The organism is Pseudomonas sp. MEJ108, assembly GCF_030208985.1.
Lineage (GTDB): Bacteria > Pseudomonadota > Gammaproteobacteria > Pseudomonadales > Pseudomonadaceae > Aquipseudomonas > Aquipseudomonas fragariae.
On the sequence record NZ_JARVSW010000019.1, the window covers coordinates 1 to 18,108 of the forward strand.

At 60.6% G+C, this 18,108-nt stretch carries 11 protein-coding genes and 1 other RNA gene; 7 read left to right on the forward strand and 5 right to left on the reverse strand.

What is annotated here, in order from left to right; all coding sequences use genetic code 11:
- Positions 1–141 precede the first annotated feature (141 nt).
- Genes guaD through xdhA form a run of 4 tightly spaced genes read right to left on the reverse strand, consistent with a single transcriptional unit; the run spans position 142 to position 6,275 of the window.
- Entirely contained in the window at positions 142–1,455 is a 1,314-nt protein-coding gene (gene guaD, locus QRN50_RS09935) for a guanine deaminase (RefSeq protein ID WP_054092510.1), read from the reverse strand.
- A 17-nt stretch (positions 1,456–1,472) separates the two neighbouring features.
- Positions 1,473–2,312: a xanthine dehydrogenase accessory protein XdhC gene (gene xdhC, locus QRN50_RS09940; protein WP_024640636.1), complete on the reverse strand. Its 840-nt coding sequence runs from the start codon at positions 2,310–2,312 to the stop codon at positions 1,473–1,475.
- The gene (gene xdhB, locus QRN50_RS09945; RefSeq protein ID WP_096127153.1) at positions 2,309–4,828 is read right to left on the reverse strand and encodes a xanthine dehydrogenase molybdopterin binding subunit; all 2,520 of its coding nucleotides are present in this window, start codon (positions 4,826–4,828) and stop codon (positions 2,309–2,311) included. Before xdhB ends, xdhC begins: the two co-directional genes overlap by 4 nt.
- Entirely contained in the window at positions 4,821–6,275 is a 1,455-nt protein-coding gene (gene xdhA, locus QRN50_RS09950) for a xanthine dehydrogenase small subunit (RefSeq protein ID WP_096127152.1), read from the reverse strand. The genes xdhB and xdhA overlap by 8 nt, the downstream gene beginning before the upstream one ends.
- 277 nt (positions 6,276–6,552) lie before the next feature.
- Here xdhA and QRN50_RS09955 point away from each other — a divergent pair, with 277 nt between their 5' ends.
- The 5 genes from QRN50_RS09955 to QRN50_RS09975 all read left to right on the forward strand — a co-directional run bounded on the left by QRN50_RS09955 (position 6,553) and on the right by QRN50_RS09975 (position 15,776).
- Positions 6,553–7,212 carry a GntR family transcriptional regulator gene (locus QRN50_RS09955; protein WP_011267259.1) on the forward strand — a complete coding sequence of 220 codons (660 nt, stop codon included), beginning with the start codon at positions 6,553–6,555 and terminating at the stop codon, positions 7,210–7,212.
- 4 nt (positions 7,213–7,216) lie between these two features.
- Entirely contained in the window at positions 7,217–10,705 is a 3,489-nt protein-coding gene (gene smc, locus QRN50_RS09960; protein WP_058399257.1) for a chromosome segregation protein SMC, read from the forward strand.
- 250 nt (positions 10,706–10,955) lie between these two features.
- Positions 10,956–11,819, forward strand: a complete 864-nt coding sequence (gene zipA, locus QRN50_RS09965; protein ID WP_003405868.1) for a cell division protein ZipA — start codon at positions 10,956–10,958, stop codon at positions 11,817–11,819.
- 129 nt (positions 11,820–11,948) lie between these two features.
- Positions 11,949–14,312, forward strand: coding sequence for an NAD-dependent DNA ligase LigA (gene ligA / locus QRN50_RS09970; protein WP_058399258.1), 2,364 nt, complete (start codon positions 11,949–11,951; stop codon positions 14,310–14,312).
- 297 nt (positions 14,313–14,609) lie between these two features.
- Positions 14,610–15,776, forward strand: coding sequence for a zinc-binding metallopeptidase family protein (locus QRN50_RS09975; protein ID WP_060400682.1), 1,167 nt, complete (start codon positions 14,610–14,612; stop codon positions 15,774–15,776).
- Positions 15,777–15,832: 56 nt separating this feature from the next.
- Here QRN50_RS09975 and QRN50_RS09980 read toward each other — a convergent pair whose 3' ends face one another.
- Positions 15,833–16,321, reverse strand: a complete 489-nt coding sequence (locus QRN50_RS09980) for a GNAT family N-acetyltransferase (protein ID WP_057457045.1) — start codon at positions 16,319–16,321, stop codon at positions 15,833–15,835.
- 226 nt (positions 16,322–16,547) lie between these two features.
- On the opposite strand from QRN50_RS09980, the gene ffs reads away from it, so the two are divergent.
- Together ffs and QRN50_RS09990 are read left to right on the forward strand one after the other, a co-directional pair.
- An RNA gene (gene ffs, locus QRN50_RS09985) (signal recognition particle sRNA small type) lies at positions 16,548–16,644 on the forward strand.
- A gap of 334 nt (positions 16,645–16,978) precedes the next feature.
- Positions 16,979–18,103: a mechanosensitive ion channel family protein gene (locus QRN50_RS09990; protein ID WP_096127151.1), complete on the forward strand. Its 1,125-nt coding sequence runs from the start codon at positions 16,979–16,981 to the stop codon at positions 18,101–18,103.
- Positions 18,104–18,108: the final 5 nt, after the last annotated feature.

Consider the following 18,108-nt stretch of genomic DNA (forward strand, 5'->3'; position numbering starts at 1 on the left):
ACTGCATTCCCACGCTGGAGCGTGAGGAACGATAATCTTAACTTCGTGCTGAAGCTCTGCGTCGGTAATTCAACTCTCGTGCGACGCTCCGCGTCGTCATGCCGTTCCGGACGCTCTGCGTCCTCTTGGCACGCTGAGGTGCTAGCCTCTGTCATGCACCAATCGCCCACCCGACCAGGTCTGCTTCACCGTCCGGTCGTCACCGATGGTCATCAGCACGAACAGAATCTCTTCGATAGTCTTCGCCTGCTTCAAGCGATACGACAGCAGTGGGGTGGCGTTGTAGTCGAGCACCAGGAAGTCGGCCTCGTTGCCGGGCTTCAGGCTGCCGACCTTGTCTTCCAGGCGCAGCGCCCGCGCGCCGCCCAGTGTCGCCAGGTACAGTGATTTGAACGGATTGAGCCGTGCGCCCTGCATCTGCATGACCTTGTAGGCCTCGTTCAGGGTCTGCAGAATCGAAAAGCTGGTGCCGCCGCCCACGTCGGTGCCCAGACCGACATTCACCTTGTGCTTCTCGGCCATCGGCAGGTTGAACAGGCCGCTGCCCAAAAACAGGTTGGAGGTCGGGCAGAAGGCAATCGCCGAACCGGCCTGCGCCAGTCGGGCGCATTGTTCGTCGCACAGGTGAACGCCATGGGCGAACACCGAGCGCTCGCCTAGCAGGTTGAAGTGATCGTAGACGTCCAGGTAATGCTTGCGCTCCGGGAACAGCGCCTTGACCCACTCGATCTCCTGAAGGTTCTCGCTGATGTGGGTCTGCAGGTACAGGCCGGGATACTCGGTGAGCAACTGGCCGGCCAGGCTCAATTGCTCCGGGCTGCTGGTCGGCGCGAATCGCGGCGTCACTGCGTAACTCAAACGACCTTTGCCATGCCAGCGCTCGATCAGTGCCTTGCTGTCGGCATACCCGGATTCTGGCGTATCGACCAGATAATCCGGCGCATTGCGGTCCATCATCACCTTGCCGGCGATCATGCGCAGATCAAGTGCCTGGGCCGCGCTGAAAAACGCCTCGACCGATTCCTTGTGCACGCTGCCGAACACCAGCGCCGTGGTGGTGCCGTTGCGCAGCAGCTCCTTGATGAAGATGTCGGCCACCTGCGCCGAATGCGCGGGGTCGGCGAACTGGCTTTCGCAGGGGAAGGTGTAGGTGTTGAGCCAGTCCAGCAATTGCTCGCCGTAGGAGCCGATCATGCCGGTTTGCGGCAAGTGGATATGGGTGTCGATGAACCCCGGTGTGATCAGTGCGTCCGTGTACTCGATCAGCTCGACATCGTCGTCGAGCCGCTCCAGCAGATCGGCAGCGTGACCCACCGAAACGATCGTGCCGTCCTCGACCAGCAACAGACCGTCGGCAAAGTATTCATAGGATGCTTCCAGCGCCACTTCGGCCGGGTCGGCGAGGCTGTGAACGATGGCGGCGCGGTAGGCTTTACGGCGGGAAACTGAACTCATGGCACTCTCGTTGTAACTCATTGCGACTGACTGCGGCGCGATGCAGGCAGCAGTCTGGCGATAGGTTCGGCGTTGGCGGTGTGTTGGCCAAAGCTGACATTGTAAGTGGCGATTATTTCCGCGGCGATCGACACCGCGATCTCGATGGGCAGCTTGCCTTTGACCTCGGCCAGGCCCATCGGGCAACGCATGCGTTGCAGCAGACTGGCGTCGAAACCGCGTTCCCGCAAGCGATGTTCGAACTTGACCCGTTTGGTTTTCGAGCCGATAAGCCCGAAGTAACCAAAGTCGCCACGCGTGAGGATGGCGGCTGTCAGTTCCAGATCCAGCTGATGGTTGTGGGTCATCACGATGCAATAGGTGCCGACCGGCAGTTGCGCGACCTCGTCGACCGGCTCGTCATTGATGATCTTCGTCACGCCCTCGGGCATCTGTTCGGGGAATTCCTGCTCACGGCTGTCGATCCAGCGTACCCGGCAGGGCAGGCTGGCCAGCAACGGCACCAGCGCGCGGCCGACATGACCGGCACCGAATACGGCGATCTGCGCGACGGGCTCGCCCATCGGTTCGAACAACAGCACGTTCACGCCGCCGCAGCACTGGCCCAGGCTTGCACCCAGGTTGAAACGTTCCAGGCGCGTCTGCCGGGTGCCGCTGGCAAGCATCTCGCGGGCGATTTCCATGGCCTTGTATTCCAGGTGGCCGCCACCGATGGTGTCGTGGATGTGCTCGGCGCAGACCACCATTTTCGATCCGGCATTACGTGGCGTGGAGCCCAGCTCCTCGATGATCGTCACCAGAATGCCGGGTTCTCCACGGGCCTGCAGCTCGGCCAGGGCGCTGATCCAGTTGTTCATTTCTGCTCCAGGACAGAGTGATCCAGGCCAGGCGCCTTCGCGAGCAAGCTCGCTCCCACGGGGGCATCCTGAATAGGTGAAGGCGAGCCTGGCGAAGCTTCACTTGCCCGTGAAGAGGCAGAAACAATCGGCTCGGCGCCTTCGCTGGATGCGCGACGCGCAGCGCTGTTCTGGCGCATCTGTTCACAGCCCCACAACACTTTTTCCGGTGTCGCCGGGGCGTCGATGTTCGGTTGATGACGGTAGTCGCCCAGACTCGCCACGGCGTCCTTGATCGCGCACCAGGCGGCGATGCCGAGCATGAACGGCGGCTCGCCGACGGCCTTGGAATGGAACACCGTGTCTTCCGGATTCTTGCGGTTCTCTACCAGCTTGATGCGCAGATCGAGCGGCATGTCTGCCACTGCCGGGATCTTGTAGGACGCCGGGCCGCTGGTCATCAGCTTGCCCTTGTCGTTCCACACCAGTTCCTCGGTGGTCAGCCAGCCGGCGCCCTGAATATAGCCGCCTTCGACCTGACCGATATCGATGGCCGGGTTCAGCGACGCGCCGACGTCGTGCAGGATGTCGGTGCGCAACATCTTGTATTCGCCGGTCAGCGTATCGACGATGACCTCCACGCAGGCTGCGCCAAAGGCGTAGTAATAGAACGGCCGACCACGCGCCTGGCTGCGGTCGTAAAAAATCTTCGGCGTCTTGTAATAGCCGGTGCTCGACAGCGACACCTGGCCCATCCATGCCAATTGCGCCAGTTCGGCGAACGGCAGGAACAGCTCGCCGATCCGCACATGGCCGTTGCGGAATTCGACCTCCGCTTCGCTCACCTGATGGTGCCTGGCAGCAAACTCCACCAGCCGTTGCTTGAGGATTTCAGCGGCATTCTGTGCGGCTTTGCCGTTCAGGTCCGTGCCGCTCGAAGCCGCAGTCGGCGAGGTGTTCGGCACCTTGTCGGTGTTGGTCGCGGTGATCTGGATGCGCTCGATGTCCACCTGAAACACCTCGGCGACCACCTGCGCGACCTTGGTGTTCAAGCCCTGGCCCATTTCAGTGCCGCCATGGTTCAGGTGGATGCTGCCGTCGGTGTAGATATGAATCAGCGCACCGGCCTGATTGAGAAAGCTGGCGGTGAACGAGATGCCGAACTTGACCGGCGTCAGCGCCAGGCCTTTTTTCAGAACCGGACTGCCGGCATTGAACGCACGAATCGCTTCGCGGCGCTCGGCGTACTGGCTGCTTTGCTCGAGGTCGGCGGTCATCTCTTCCAGCAGGTTGTGTTCGACCGTCTGGTAATAGTGGGTGACGTTACGCTCGGTCTTGCCGTAATAGTTGGCCTTGCGCACGTGCAGCGGGTCCTTGCCCAGGAAACGTGCAATGCAGTCCATGACCTCTTCGATGGCGACCATGCCCTGCGGGCCGCCGAAGCCCCGGTAGGCGGTGTTGGACGCGGTGTGCGTCTTGCAGCGGTGGCCGTTGACGGTGGCTTCGCCCAGGTAATACGCGTTATCGGCATGGAACATGGCGCGGTCGACGATGGACGCCGACAGGTCCGGCGAATAGCCGCAGTTGCCGGCCAGATCCAGCTGTATACCCTGCAGACGACCGTCATCATCGAAACCCACGTCGTACTCGATGTAGAACGGGTGGCGCTTGCCGGTCATCTGCATGTCTTCGAAGCGTTGCAGGCGCATCTTGGTGGGCTGGCCGGTCAAACGGGCAATCACGGCGCACAGGCAGGCCGGGCTGGCCGCCTGGGTTTCCTTGCCGCCAAAACCACCGCCCATGCGGCGCATGTCGACCACGATGCGGTTCATCGGCACGCCCAGTACCTCGGCCACCAGCTTCTGGATTTCCGTGGGGTTCTGGGTCGAGCAATAGACGATCATGCCGCCGTCTTCGGTCGGCATCACCGAGGAGATCTGGGTTTCCAGGTAAAAATGTTCCTGGCCGCCAATGTGCAGGTTGCCCTGCAGGCGGTGGGTTGCGCGCGCCAGCGCAGCGGCAGAGTCGCCACGCTTGTGGGTATGGCTGTCGAGCACGAAGTGTTTCTGGTGCAGGGCCTGGACCACATCCAGCACCGGTTGCAGGTCTTCGTATTCGATGATCGCCGCCATGGCCGCCTGGCGTGCAATGTCCAGGTCGCGAGCCGCCACCGCGAGCACCGGTTGCCCGACGAACTCCACCTTGTCGATGGCCAGCAGCGGGTCGCCGGGCAGCAACGGCCCGATGTCCTTGAGCCCCGGAATATCCTGATGGGTAATCGCGATGCGTACACCTTCGAAGGCGTAGCAGGGCGAGGTATCGATGCTGATGATGCGCGCATGGGCGCGGTCGGAAAGGCGTGCGTACACGTGCAGCTGGTTGGGAAATTCCAGGCGATCATCGATGTACACCGCTTCGCCGGACACGTGTTTGTCGGCACTGTCGTGCTTGACGCTGCGGCCCACGCCGGTGTTCAGACCCTGCTGAAATACCGCCAGCATCTCCGCCTGGGTGCTGTTTGAGGAATGCTCAGACATAGTCAGTCACCCGCGTTGGAACGGCTGGCGTCTGTAACTCGATGAAGTACTTGCGCAGCAGGTTTTGCGCGCTCAACAGGCGGTATTCCTTGCTCGCCCGGAAATCCGACAGCGGGGTGAAATCCTCGCTCAGTGCCGCGCAGGCGCGCTCGACGGTTGCATGGTTCCATGGTTGCCCGATCAGCGCCTGTTCGCAGGCCGCTGCACGCTTGGGAATCGCTGCCATACCACCGAACGCTACGCGAGCCTCGTGGATGACGCCGCCTTCCAGGGTCAGACGAAAAGCCGCGCAGACCGCCGAGATGTCGTCATCCAGCCGTTTGGAGACTTTATAGGCGCGGAAAATCTGTCGCGAAGAGGCAGTGGGCACGATGATCTTTTCGATGAACTCGCTTTCCTGGCGGGCCGTGACCTTGTAGTCGATGAAATAGTCTTCCAGCGCCAGGGTGCGTTGACTGTTGCCTTTGCGCAGCACGATCTGCGCACCGAGGGCGATCAGCAGCGGCGGGGAGTCGCCGATGGGGGAGGCGTTGCCGATGTTGCCGCCCAGCGTGCCCTGATTGCGGATCTGCAACGAGGCGAAGCGCTGCAGTAACTCGCCAAAGTCCGGGTATTCGGCCTTGAGTGCTGCATAGCAATCGGTCAGCGGGGTTGCCGCACCGATCTCCAGGCGGTCATCGAAACGCTTCACGCCCTTCATTTCATCGATGTGTCCGACGTAAATCATCACCGGCAACTGTTTGTGAAACTGCGTGACCTCCAGGGCCAGATCGGTACCGCCGGCCAGCAGGCGCGCCTGTGGATGGCTGTCGTAGAGGTCTGCCAGATCCGCCACGGTCAGCGGAATGAAGCAGCGTTTTTCGCCGTCATTCAGTTCATCGGTGCCGGCCGGGGCGATGGCGCGCAGGCGTTCGACGGTTTGCGTCTGGCGCTGATCGAACTGGTCCGGCAGGCGCTGCGCGCAAGACTGCTCGGCGGCGGCCAGAATAGGGCGATAACCGGTACAACGACACAAGTTGCCGGCCAGGGCTTCGTGGGCCTGATGGGCATCGGCTTCGCTGCTGTTCTTTTGCAGGGCAAACAGCGACATCACAAAGCCGGGGGTACAAAAGCCGCATTGCGAGCCATGACACTCGACCATCGCCTTCTGCACGCAGTGCAACTGCCCCTGATGCTTGAGGTCTTCGACGCTGATCAATTGCTTGCCGTGCAGCGACGCCATGAACGTCAGGCACGAATTGAGGCTGCGATAACGCAGCGTTTGCTCGCCGTCGGTGTCACTGTGCAACTCGCCCACCACGACGGTGCAGGCACCGCAGTCACCACTGGCGCAACCTTCCTTGGTACCGGGCTTGTGTGCCTGCTCACGCAGGTAGGTCAGCACGGTCATGTTCGGATTCAGGCTGCGCTCGGTTTTTAGCTCTTGGTTCAAAAGGAACTGAATCACGGCGCAAAGCCCTCACGTTTATTGTCATCAGACATGTCGATGAATCTATCAGCTCTGTTTATTGGGTCAATTTGTTTCTGACTTCCGAGTCAGGAAATTGAGTTTTTCGGCAATCTGCCGATCAAAGAGCCTCTGGTTCTTGAATCGCCTGTCGGCTGTGATTCAAGGTTTTGCGTATTTCGTGCCAGTTTCCGCGTTTATGGCCCTGCGCCACCCGTGCCGGTTGAGATACACTCCGCGACTTGCATGCGGAACTGGTTTTTTCTGAAGGATAGTCATGACGTTCAAGGCCCCGGACAGCCTCGCTGAGCAAATTGCTCATCATCTTGCCGAGCGGATCATTCGCGGTGAGCTCAAGCCTGGAGAGCGTATCCAGGAACAGAAAGTCACGCAGGCGTTGAACGTCAGCCGTGGCTCCGTGCGCGAAGCATTACTGATTCTGGAGCGCCGCCACCTGGTAGTGATCCTGCCGCGTCGTGGCGCACAGGTCACGGTGCTCAATGCGCACAATGTCATTAGCCTGTGCAGCCTGATGAGCGAGCTGTACATTCTGCTGGCCAATGCGGTGGTCGAGCGCTGGAAGACCGAAGAGGATCTTGCGCCGTTTCTGCAGATACAACAGCGCCTGCAGGCCAGTTTCGAGCAGCAGGACGTCAATGCATTCGTCGAAGAGAGCTTCAATGTCATGCGCGCGGCTTACCCGTTCGCCAGCAACCCGTACCTCGAAGAAACCGTCGAGAACCTGCAGCCTTCCATGAGCCGCAGCTATTTCATCGCGCTCGAGCAACGCAAGGCTGACATGGGTGACTACCTGGCGTTGTTCGGCGATCTGCTTGGCGCAGTGGTGGCGCGGGATATGCCGAAGATTCGTGTCGTGCTGGTCAGCTACTGTCAGCGCAGCTGCCAGCTGGTGCTGGCCGCCCTGGCAGCGGGCTGACGCCGTGCGCCTGAAGTGCATCAAGCTGGCGGGGTTCAAATCTTTCGTCGACCCCACCACGGTGAACTTCCCCAGCAACATGGCGGCTGTCGTCGGCCCCAATGGCTGTGGCAAATCCAACATTATCGACGCCGTGCGCTGGGTCATGGGCGAAAGCTCGGCCAAGAACCTGCGCGGCGAGTCGATGACCGACGTCATCTTCAACGGCTCCACCAGCCGCAAGCCGGTGAGCCAGGCCAGCATCGAGCTGGTCTTCGATAACTCCGACGGCACGCTGGTGGGCGAGTACGCGGCGTATGCGGAAATCTCCATTCGCCGCAAAGTGACCCGCGACAGCCAGAACAGCTACTACCTCAACGGCACCAAATGCCGCCGTCGCGACATCACCGACATCTTCCTCGGCACCGGCCTGGGGCCACGCAGTTATTCGATCATCGAACAGGGCATGATCTCCAAGCTGATCGAAGCCAAGCCCGAAGACCTGCGCAACTTCATCGAAGAAGCCGCAGGGATTTCCAAGTACAAGGAGCGGCGTCGGGAAACCGAAAACCGCATTCGTCGTACCCATGAGAATCTGGCGCGCCTGACCGACCTGCGTGAAGAACTCGAGCGTCAGCTGGAGCGTCTGCACCGGCAGGCTCAGGCGGCCGAGAAATATCAGGAATACAAGGCCGAAGAACGCCAGCTGAAAGCGCAATTGTCGGCCCTGCGCTGGCAGGCGCTGAATGATCTGGTGGGTCAGCGCGAGGCGGTGATCAGCAATCAGGAGGTCGGTTTCGAGGCGCTGGTGGCCGATCAGCGCAGCGCCGATGCCAGTATCGAAAGGCTGCGCGACGGCCACCATGACCTGTCCGAACGCTTCAACCTGGTGCAGGGCCGCTTTTATTCGGTCGGCGGCGATATCGCCCGTGTCGAGCAGAGCATTCAGCACGGTCAGCAGCGGCTGCGCCAATTGCAGGATGACCTGCGTGAAGCCGAACGTGCCCGCCAGGAAACCGAATCGCACCTTGGGCACGACACCACGTTGCTTGCCACCCTAGGCGAAGAGCTGGAGATGCTCGAGCCCGAGCAGGAAATGACCAGCGCCGCCGCCGAGGAGTCGGCCATCGCCCTGGAAGACGCCGAAGCGGCCATGCAGGGCTGGCAGGAGAAGTGGGACGTCTTCAATCAGCAATCCGCCGAGCCGCAGCGTCAGGCCCAGGTCCAGCAGTCACGCATTCAGCAACTGGAACAGAGCATCGAACGCCTGGCCGAGCGCCAGCGGCGTCTGGCCGAAGAACGTCAACTGCTGGCCGCCGACCCGGAAGATGCGGCCATTCTGCAATTGAGCGAAGACCTCGCCACCCGCGACATGACCCTTGAAGAGCTGCACATGGGCGAAGAGCAGGCGGTCGAGCGTCTTGAGCAATTGCGAGAGGCGTTGCAGCACGCCAGCCAGGCACAACAGCAGGCGCAGGGCGAGCTGCAACGTCTCAATGGCCGGCTGGCGTCCCTCGAAGCGCTGCAGCAGGCGGCACTTGACCCGGACACCGGCACCGCCGAGTGGCTGCGTGATCAGCAACTGGCCGAGCGACCGCGTCTGGCCGAGGGGCTGAGCGTCGAAGCCGGCTGGGAACTGGCCGTGGAAACTGTGTTGGGTGCCGATTTGCAGGCCGTGCTGGTCGATGACTTCGACGGGCTCGATCTGGCCAATTTCGAACAGGGCGATCTGCGTTTGCTCAGCGCGGGTGCCGACACGATTCGCGCGCCGGGCAGTTTGCTGGAAAAGGTCGACAGTACGGTTGATCTGTCGGCCTGGCTGGGCCAGGTGATTCCGGTCGAGAACCTGGATGAGGCGCTGGCGCGACGTGCACAACTCAGCGCCGGGCAAAGCTTGATCAGCCGAGACGGCTACTGGGTGGGCCGGCACTTTTTGCGTGTACGCCGCGCCAGTGAAGCGCAGAGCGGTGTGCTGGCGCGCGGTCAGGAATTGCAGCGGCTGAGTCTGGAGCGCGATGAGCGCGAAGCGACGCTGGCCACTTTGGAAGAGCAATTACTGGTCTTGCGCGAGCAACAGTCGCAGGAGGAAGACGCGCGTGAGCAGCTGCGCCGTCGCGTACAGGACGAAACCCGCCAGCAAAGCGAACTGAAAGCACAACTGTCGGCAGTCCGGGTAAAAGTCGAGCAGTTGACCCTGCGCCGCACCCGCCTTGATGAAGAACTGGCCGAGCTGGGTGAGCAGCGCGCGGTCGAGCACGAACACCTTGGCGAATCGCGCCTGCAATTGCAGGACGCACTGGACAGCATGGCCCAGGATACCGAGCAGCGCGAAGTGCTGCAGGCCCAGCGTGATGCGCTGCGTGAGCGTCTGGACCGGATACGTCAGGATGCGCGGCAACACAAGGATCACAGTCATCAACTGGCGGTGCGTCTGGGCTCGATCAAGGCGCAATACGATTCGACCCGTCAGGCGCTGGAGCGCCTGCGCATGCAGTCCGAAAGGCTTACCGAGAAGCGCGAGCAACTGAGCCTGAATCTGGAGGAGGGCGAGGCACCGCTCGAAGAACTTCGCCTCAAGCTTGAAGAGCTACTGGAGCGGCGCATGGTGGTCGATGACGAAATGCGCATTGCCAAGAACGCACTCGAAGACGCTGATCGCGAATTGCGTGAGGCAGAAAAGCGCCGCACCCAGGCCGAGCAGCAATCGCAACTGCTGCGTGGCCAGCTGGAACAGCAGCGTCTGGAGTGGCAGTCGCTGACGGTGCGTCGCAAAGCCTTGCAGGACCAGTTGCATGAGGACGGCTACGACCTGCATGGCGTGCTCGCCACGCTGACGCCGGAAGCCAGCGAACAGGCTGCCGAGCAGCAACTGGAAAGCATCGCCGGGCGTATTCAGCGCCTGGGCGCAATCAACCTCGCGGCCATCGACGAGTACCAGCAGCAGTCCGAGCGCAAGCGCTATCTGGATGCGCAGGATGCCGATCTGGTCGAAGCGCTGGACACTCTGGAAAACGTCATCCGCAAGATCGACAAGGAGACCCGAAACCGCTTCAAGGATACCTTCGATCAGATAAACAGCGGAATTCAGGCACTTTTCCCAAAAGTTTTCGGTGGTGGCTCCGCTTATTTGGAACTGACAGGCGAAGATTTACTCGATACTGGGGTGACAATCATGGCGCGTCCCCCTGGCAAGAAGAACAGCACCATCCATTTGCTCTCGGGTGGTGAAAAAGCCCTGACCGCGCTGGCACTGGTGTTTGCCATTTTCAAACTCAATCCTGCGCCGTTTTGCATGCTTGACGAGGTGGATGCGCCGCTGGATGACGCCAACGTGGGGCGCTATGCACGATTGGTGAAAGAAATGTCACAAACGGTGCAGTTCATCTACATCACCCACAACAAGATCGCCATGGAAATGGCCGATCAACTGATGGGGGTGACGATGCACGAGCCCGGTTGTTCGCGGCTGGTAGCGGTGGATGTGGAGCAGGCGATGGCGCTGGTGGATGCCTGATTCGACGCCTCGTTCTGCGGGCAAATGGCCGCCCGGAGGCCTGAAAATGAGACGCTGGTACATGAGATGGCAATTTGGGCGGCGAAGAGACGTAACAGACGGTGTAAAGTTACCTTTGGTCGTGCTAGTTTAGTGACCACTTTTTATTTTCGCGTGGGCGAATTGCCAGTCAGAACATAGACTTGGCACCACGTATTAAAGGGGTTTAGGCCCTTATTTTCAGATTTCTTCATTAGAGGCACTGGATTACATGGAAATCGGTCTGCGCGAGTGGCTGATCGTCATCGGCATAATAGTCATCGCCGGTATTCTCTTTGATGGCTGGCGCCGTATGCGCGGCAGCAAGGGTAAATTGAAATTCAGACTGGATCGGAGCTTCTCCAACCTTCCGGATGAAGAAGAAACCACGTCTGCTGAAGTGCTGGGGCCGCCCCGTGTGCTGGATACGCACAAGGAGCCGCAGCTCGACGAGCACGATCTGCCGTCCATGAGCGCCAGCCCGCGTGAAGGCAAGCGTAGCAACAGCGACAAACGCAGTGACAAGAAGCGCAAGGACGAGCCACAGCAGGGCGACCTGAACCTGGATCTCGACGGCCCGAGCCTGTTCACGGGCCGCGACGACGATTTCCCGGATGACAAGCCGACCCAGCGCATCACTGAAGACAAGGATCTGCCTCCGGTGGAGGAAGTGCTGGTCATCAGCGTGATCTCGCGCAGCGAAGGCGGTTTCAAGGGCCCGGCACTGTTGCAGAACATTCTGGAAAGCGGCCTGCGTTTTGGCGAGATGGATATTTTCCACCGTCACGAGAGCATGGCTGGCAATGGCGAAGTGCTGTTCTCGATGGCCAATGCGGTCAAGCCCGGCGTGTTCGACCTGGACGATATCGACCATTTCAGTACCCGTGCGGTCAGCTTCTTCCTCGGCTTGCCAGGCCCTCGTCATCCCAAGCAGGCCTTCGACGTGATGGTTGCCGCGGCTCGCAAGCTGGCTCACGAGCTGGATGGCGAACTGAAGGATGATCAGCGCAGCGTCATGACCGCGCAGACCATCGAGCATTATCGCCAGCGCATCGTCGAGTTCGAGCGTCGTGCGTTGACCCAGCGTCGCGGTTAAGCAAGCCCTTGGGCGGGTCCCCGATTATGAGCGTGCTGCGGCACGCCTTGTCGGGACCTGACCTGAACAGAACAGAGCCAACAGATTGAGCAGCCTCGGCTGCTTTTTTGCTTTTTGAGAGAACACCGTATGAAGGCCGTCGAAACCCGAATCCTGGAACTGCGTGCAGAGCTGGATCAGCACAACTACCGCTACCACGTTCTGGATGAACCGAGCATTCCGGATGTCGAGTACGACCGCCTGTTTCACGAGCTCAAGGCCCTGGAGGCGGAAAACCCCCATCTGGTCACCCCAGATTCGCCGACGCAGCGGGTCGGAAGCGCGGCCTTGTCGGCGTTCACCCAGGTGCGTCACGAAATGCCGATGCTCAGCCTGGGCAACGCGTTCGAAGAAAACGACATGCTCGAATTCGATCGGCGGGTCACCGAGGGGCTGGATCTGCCGGCCGGCGACCTGTTTGGCGAAGGCGGCAAGGTGCAGTACAGCTGCGAGCCCAAGCTGGACGGTCTGGCCGTCAGCCTGCTGTATCGCGACGGCGCACTGGTGCGGGGCGCGACGCGTGGCGACGGAACCACCGGCGAAGACATCAGTGTTAACGTGCGCACAGTACGCAACATCCCGCTCAAGCTGCAGGGCAAGGGCTGGCCGGATGTGCTGGAAGTGCGCGGTGAAGTGTTCATGTCCAAGGCCGGTTTCGAGCGCCTCAACGCCAGCCAGCTGGAAATCGGCGGCAAGACCTTCGCCAACCCGCGCAACGCAGCCGCAGGCAGCCTGCGTCAACTGGATTCCAAGATCACCGCCAACCGGCCGTTGGAGTTCTGCTGCTATGGTCTGGGTCAGACGTCCGCAGAGATCGCCGACACTCACATCGGCGTGCTTGAAGCGCTGAAAAAATGGGGCATGCCGGTCAGTCGCGAGCTGAAACTGGCGAATGGCGTCGAGGAGTGCCTGGCCTATTACCGCGATATCGGTGAGCGGCGCCTGACGCTGACTTACGAGATCGACGGTGTAGTGTTCAAGGTCAACAACCTGGCAGCCCAGCGCGAACTGGGCTTCCGCGCCCGTGAGCCGCGCTGGGCGATTGCCCATAAATTCCCCGCCATGGAAGAGCTCACCGAACTGCTGGATGTCGAATTCCAGGTGGGCCGTACCGGCGCCGTCACGCCGGTCGCACGCCTCAAGCCGGTCAAGGTGGCAGGCGTCATGGTCGCCAATGCCACGCTGCACAACATGGACGAAGTGGCGCGGCTGGGGCTGATGATCGGCGACACGGTGATCATCCGGCGTGCCGGTGACGTGATTCCGCAGGTGGTGCAGGTGGTTGCCGAGCGCCGCCCCGAGAATGCCAGGGCAGTGCAGGTTCCGCAGACCTGCCCGGTGTGCGGCTCGCACGTCGAGCGCACGCAGCTGATCAAACGCAGCAAAGGCAAGGAAACCGTCACCGAGGGCGCAGTGTATCGCTGTGTCGGCCGTCTGGCCTGCGGTGCGCAACTCAAGCAGGCGATCATCCATTACGTGTCGCGTCGCGCCATGGACATCGAAGGGCTGGGTGACAAAACCATTGAGCAACTGGTCGATGAGAAACTCATCGGCTCGCCTGCCGATCTGTACAAGCTGAAATACGAACAGATCATCGACCTCGAAGGCTTTGCTGAAATCTCCAGCAACAAGCTGCTCAATGCCATCGCCGACAGCCGACAGCCGACCCTGGCGCGCTTCATTTATGCGCTGGGCATTCCCGATGTGGGTGAAGAGACGGCCAAGGTCCTGGCGCGTTCGCTGGCTTCGCTGGAGCGTGTCAAACAGGCCTTGCCGGAAGTCTTGACCTACCTGCCGGATGTTGGCCTGGAAGTCGCTTACGAGATTCACAGCTTCTTCGAGGATGAGCACAACCGTAGCGTCATCGATGCGCTGCTCGGTGAATGCGGTCTGCAATTGCAGGATCAGGGCGAGCTGGGCGCCGAGTTCGCGGCCAGCACCACGCTGGAAGGGCTGATCGACAAACTGCACATTCCGTCGGTAGGACCGGGTGCTGCGCAGAAGCTGGCGGACCGGTTCGGTACGCTGGAGGCCATCATCAGCGCCGACTGGCTGGACATGCGTCAGGCACTGCCGGAGAAACAGGCCAAGTCGGTTCGTGACTTCTTCGACGACAGCGCAAACGCAGAGCGCGCCCGCGCCATCGAAGCCCAGCTCAAGGACTTCGGCATGCACTGGCGCAGCGAGAAAAAAACCGTCGAAGGCTTGCCGCTGGCTGGCCAGACCTGGGTGCTGACCGGCTCGCTGGAGCGCATGAGCCGCGATGTCGCCAAGGAAAAACTCGAAAGCCTCGGTGCCAAGGTGTCCGGCTCGGTCTCGGCCAAGACCCACACCGTGGTGGCGGGGCCGGGTGCCGGCTCGAAACTGACCAAGGCCAACGAACTGGGCCTTACCGTGCTGGACGAAGATGCACTGCTCAAACGCCTGGCCGAGCTGGGCGTGGCGGTTGATTGAGGAAGGCCGACGCTGCGTATGCCCTGATGATCGTGCGACGCTCCGCGTCGCATGCAGTTCTGGACGCTCTGCGTCCGATCTTGAGTGTGATGGTGCGGCGTAGATCTGTGACGCGGAGCGTCACGCACTGCATTCCCACGCTGGAGCGTGAGGAACGATAATCCCGACTACCGTGCGACGCACCGTTTTGGTCCATGAACACGCCGTCAGCCTCATCATCCATGCCGCTCGATAATATTTTTGAACCCCTTAAGCGTCGGCATGATCTAGTCCATGCAAGGTCAACGGGAGATCGCCATGTATCGCTTTTTCGAGCAACTGAGTTCACGCATCACCGCCCCATTTGTCGGCGAATCCAAACGTAACAGCAAGGTCTGGCAGTGCACCTGTGGCCAGTCGGTGTTTTTCCCCAATACCCAATGCCTGGCCTGTTCGGCAGCGCTGGGCTACCTGCCTGAGCAGGGACGCGTCGCTACGCTCGAAGCAGGGCCTGACCCCACTACCTGGCGCTTGAGCGATGAGCCGGGTGCCGGGCTGTATCGGCGTTGCGCCAACCTCGGCACTCCGGCAGCCTGTAACTGGCTTTTTCCAGAGCACAATGCCGGCGAATTCTGTGTCGCGTGCAGCCTCAATCACACCATTCCCGACCTGTCCGTGGTTGAAAACGGCGAGCGCTGGCGCAAGGTCGAGACCGCCAAACGTCGCCTGGTCGCACAGCTGATTTCCCTGGGGCTGCAGGTCATCCCCAAGACTATCGACGAAGAAACCGGCCTGGCCTTCGATTTTGTCGGTGTCGATCTGGAAGGCAACCTGCCAACCACAGGCCATGCCAACGGCCTGATCACCCTGAACATCGAAGAAGCCGACGACGCACACCGCGAAGCGATGCGTGTACAGATGCACGAACCCTATCGCACCTTGCTCGGCCATTTCCGTCATGAAGTCGGTCATTACTACTGGGATCGGCTCATCGCCAATACCCACTGGCAGGACAGCTATCGCAACCTGTTCGGCGACGAGCGCGCCAGCTATGCCGACGCGCTCGATCACCACTACAAGAACGGCGCGCCGGACAACTGGCAGGAAAGCTTCGTCAGTGCCTACGCGACCATGCATCCGTGGGAAGACTGGGCCGAAACCTGGGCGCATTACCTGCACATGATGGATGCGGTCGACACCGCGCTGGGGTTTGGCATGAGCGCTCGCGACATGGAGCTCGATTACCAGCCGTTTCCGCTGGAAGTGCTCTACGATCCACAGCATCCGGGCGGCCCGGCGTTCCTGTCGTTCGTCAATGCCTGGATCGAGCTGGCGAGCATGCTCAACGAGCTGTCACGCAGCATGGGGCAGCCGGATTTCTATCCGTTCGTGCTGCCTCCAGCAGTCATCGCCAAGCTGCACTTCATCCATCTGGTGATTCAGGATGCCGGTGGCAAGGCCGATGAGGTTCTGCAGGCCCAGTAACGCGGGTCGTGCCTGACACGCTTCGGCGGCGTGTCAGGCGTTTGTTCAAAAACGGTTCAAAGCGTCAGGGTCAGTCTGCGCTCGAAGCCGATGCGCCCGCGGTACGCCTCACCGGTATCGATCCAGCCCTGGCCTGTATAAAGCCCGATGGCGGCCGAGTTGTCCGCATCCACCGACAGCATCAATTGAGTGATGTCCGGCCATTTCAGACGCAACGCCGCAGGCAGCGCTTGCAGGCACGCCTTGCCCAGCCCCTTGCCCTGTTCACGGTGATCGATCTGCAACGCATGCAGTGTTGCCGTCAGATCCTCCTGAGCCCAATGCGGCAGACAATCATCGCGCTTGAGCAGGAAAAACCCCACCGGCTTCTCGTCACCGAGCAGCGCGAAGCCGCAAATATTCGGACTGGGTCTGACCAGAAGCGTATTGAGCGCGGTGTAGATGTCGCCGGAAAACTGTATCTGTTCCTGCGTAACCTCAAGGTATCCGAGCTGCTGGCGTTGAGGGGCGGTGAGGTCGTGGTAGTCGACCAATCGAGTCTGCATGAGCAACCTGCTGGCTGATTATTGTTGAGGCGGGCAGGGTACAGGATCGAATGGGGTCGTTTCGAGGATTTGTAACGCTGATGACCGGTACGCATTTGCCGTTCAGCCCCGGCACACAAGTGCTTGAGCCCCCTCGAAATTTTTATCCGCAGCAACGGTTGTAAACTCGCGCAAGACCGGTACAATGGCGCGGCTCACCAACTGGTGAGTGTCGTTATGGTGACCCCATCGGTCCCCCCGCAACGATTACCCGTGAACCTGGTCAGATCCGGAAGGAAGCAGCCACAGCGGGAACATTGTGTGCCGGGGTGTGGCTGGTGGGGGCACCACCTTAACGAATCTTCAGTCGGTCCTCGACGCAGTTGCACTGCAATCCCCCTATCTCCCAGTACCTCCGAACCCTCGCCATATGCCGAACGCGCTTTAGCTATTCCTGCTTTTGTGTCCGCGCATGGATACCTTTTGCAACGCGTGTGGCCATCCTGATGTAGAGCGGCCGGTAATGCGATCCGAATTCGTCTGAACCCTCCGCGCCATGTGCCACCTAACCCCTTACGCGTCGCTTGAAACCGTTTTACGGCAAGGGGCAATTCAAGTCGCTGCGGGTGTCACAGGCTTTTCGGTCAGGCGTCTCGCAGCAGTGGAGCCGGGGGCCGGATGGAACAGGACATCATCAGATTTTTCACAGACTCGCAATTTCTGGGCATATCGCTCGCTAACTGGATACTGGCTATTTTTGCCTCGACCCTGAGTTTTATTCTGGTCAGGGGCGTGATCGGTTTTGTGCTCAGAAAGATGCGTTCGCGTGCCCAGGCGCCCAGCACGCATATGCGATACATCGTGGTTCAGGTGCTGTCGGGCACCAGTAATACGTTATTGCTGCTGGCTTCGATCCTGATCGGCATCGGCATGCTCGATCTGCCGGAACGCTGGCTCGGGCGGGTCAGCAGCCTATGGTTCGTGGTCGCCGCATTGCAGGTCGGGTTGTGGGCGAACCGGGCGATCGCGCTGGCGTTGCAGCGCTACTTCGTGCGTCACAACGCCGGCGGCACCTTTCAGGGCAGTGCGCTGGCCACGTTGAGTCTGTGGGGCGCGAAGGTGTTGCTGTGGGCCACGGTGGTCATGGCGATGCTGTCCAACGTCGGGGTCAATATCACCGCGTTTGTCGCCAGCCTCGGGATCGGCGGCATTGCGGTCGCGCTGGCGGTGCAGAACATTCTGGGCGACGTGTTTGCCTCGCTGTCCATCGCAGTGGACAAGCCTTTCGAGGTCGGCGACTTCATCGTCGTCGGTGCGCTGTCCGGTACGGTCGAACACGTGGGCCTCAAGACCACGCGAATCCGCAGCCTGGGTGGCGAGCAGATCGTGATGGCCAACGCCGACATGATCAACAACACCATTCAGAACTACAAACGTTTGCAGGAACGACGCATTGTCTTCGAGTTCAGGCTGACCTATGACTGCTCGGTCGATCAGATAAGGGAAGTGCCGAAGAAAGTCGAAGCGATCATCAACGCGCAGAAACTGGCACGTTTCGACCGTTCGCATTTTCGGGGTTTTGGCGAGACATCGCTGGAGTTCGAGACCGTTTTCATCGTGCTCGACCCCAGCTACAACGTCTATATGGATGTGCAGCAGGCGATCAATCTGGACATCATGGAAGCCTTTGCCGAACTGGATGTGCGTTTCGCGTTCCCGTCCCGCACGGTGTACGTGGCGTCCCTGCCACCGGTTAAAACCGCTCGTCCGACTGCGCTTGAAGCAGCCGACGCGACGACCTGATCGAA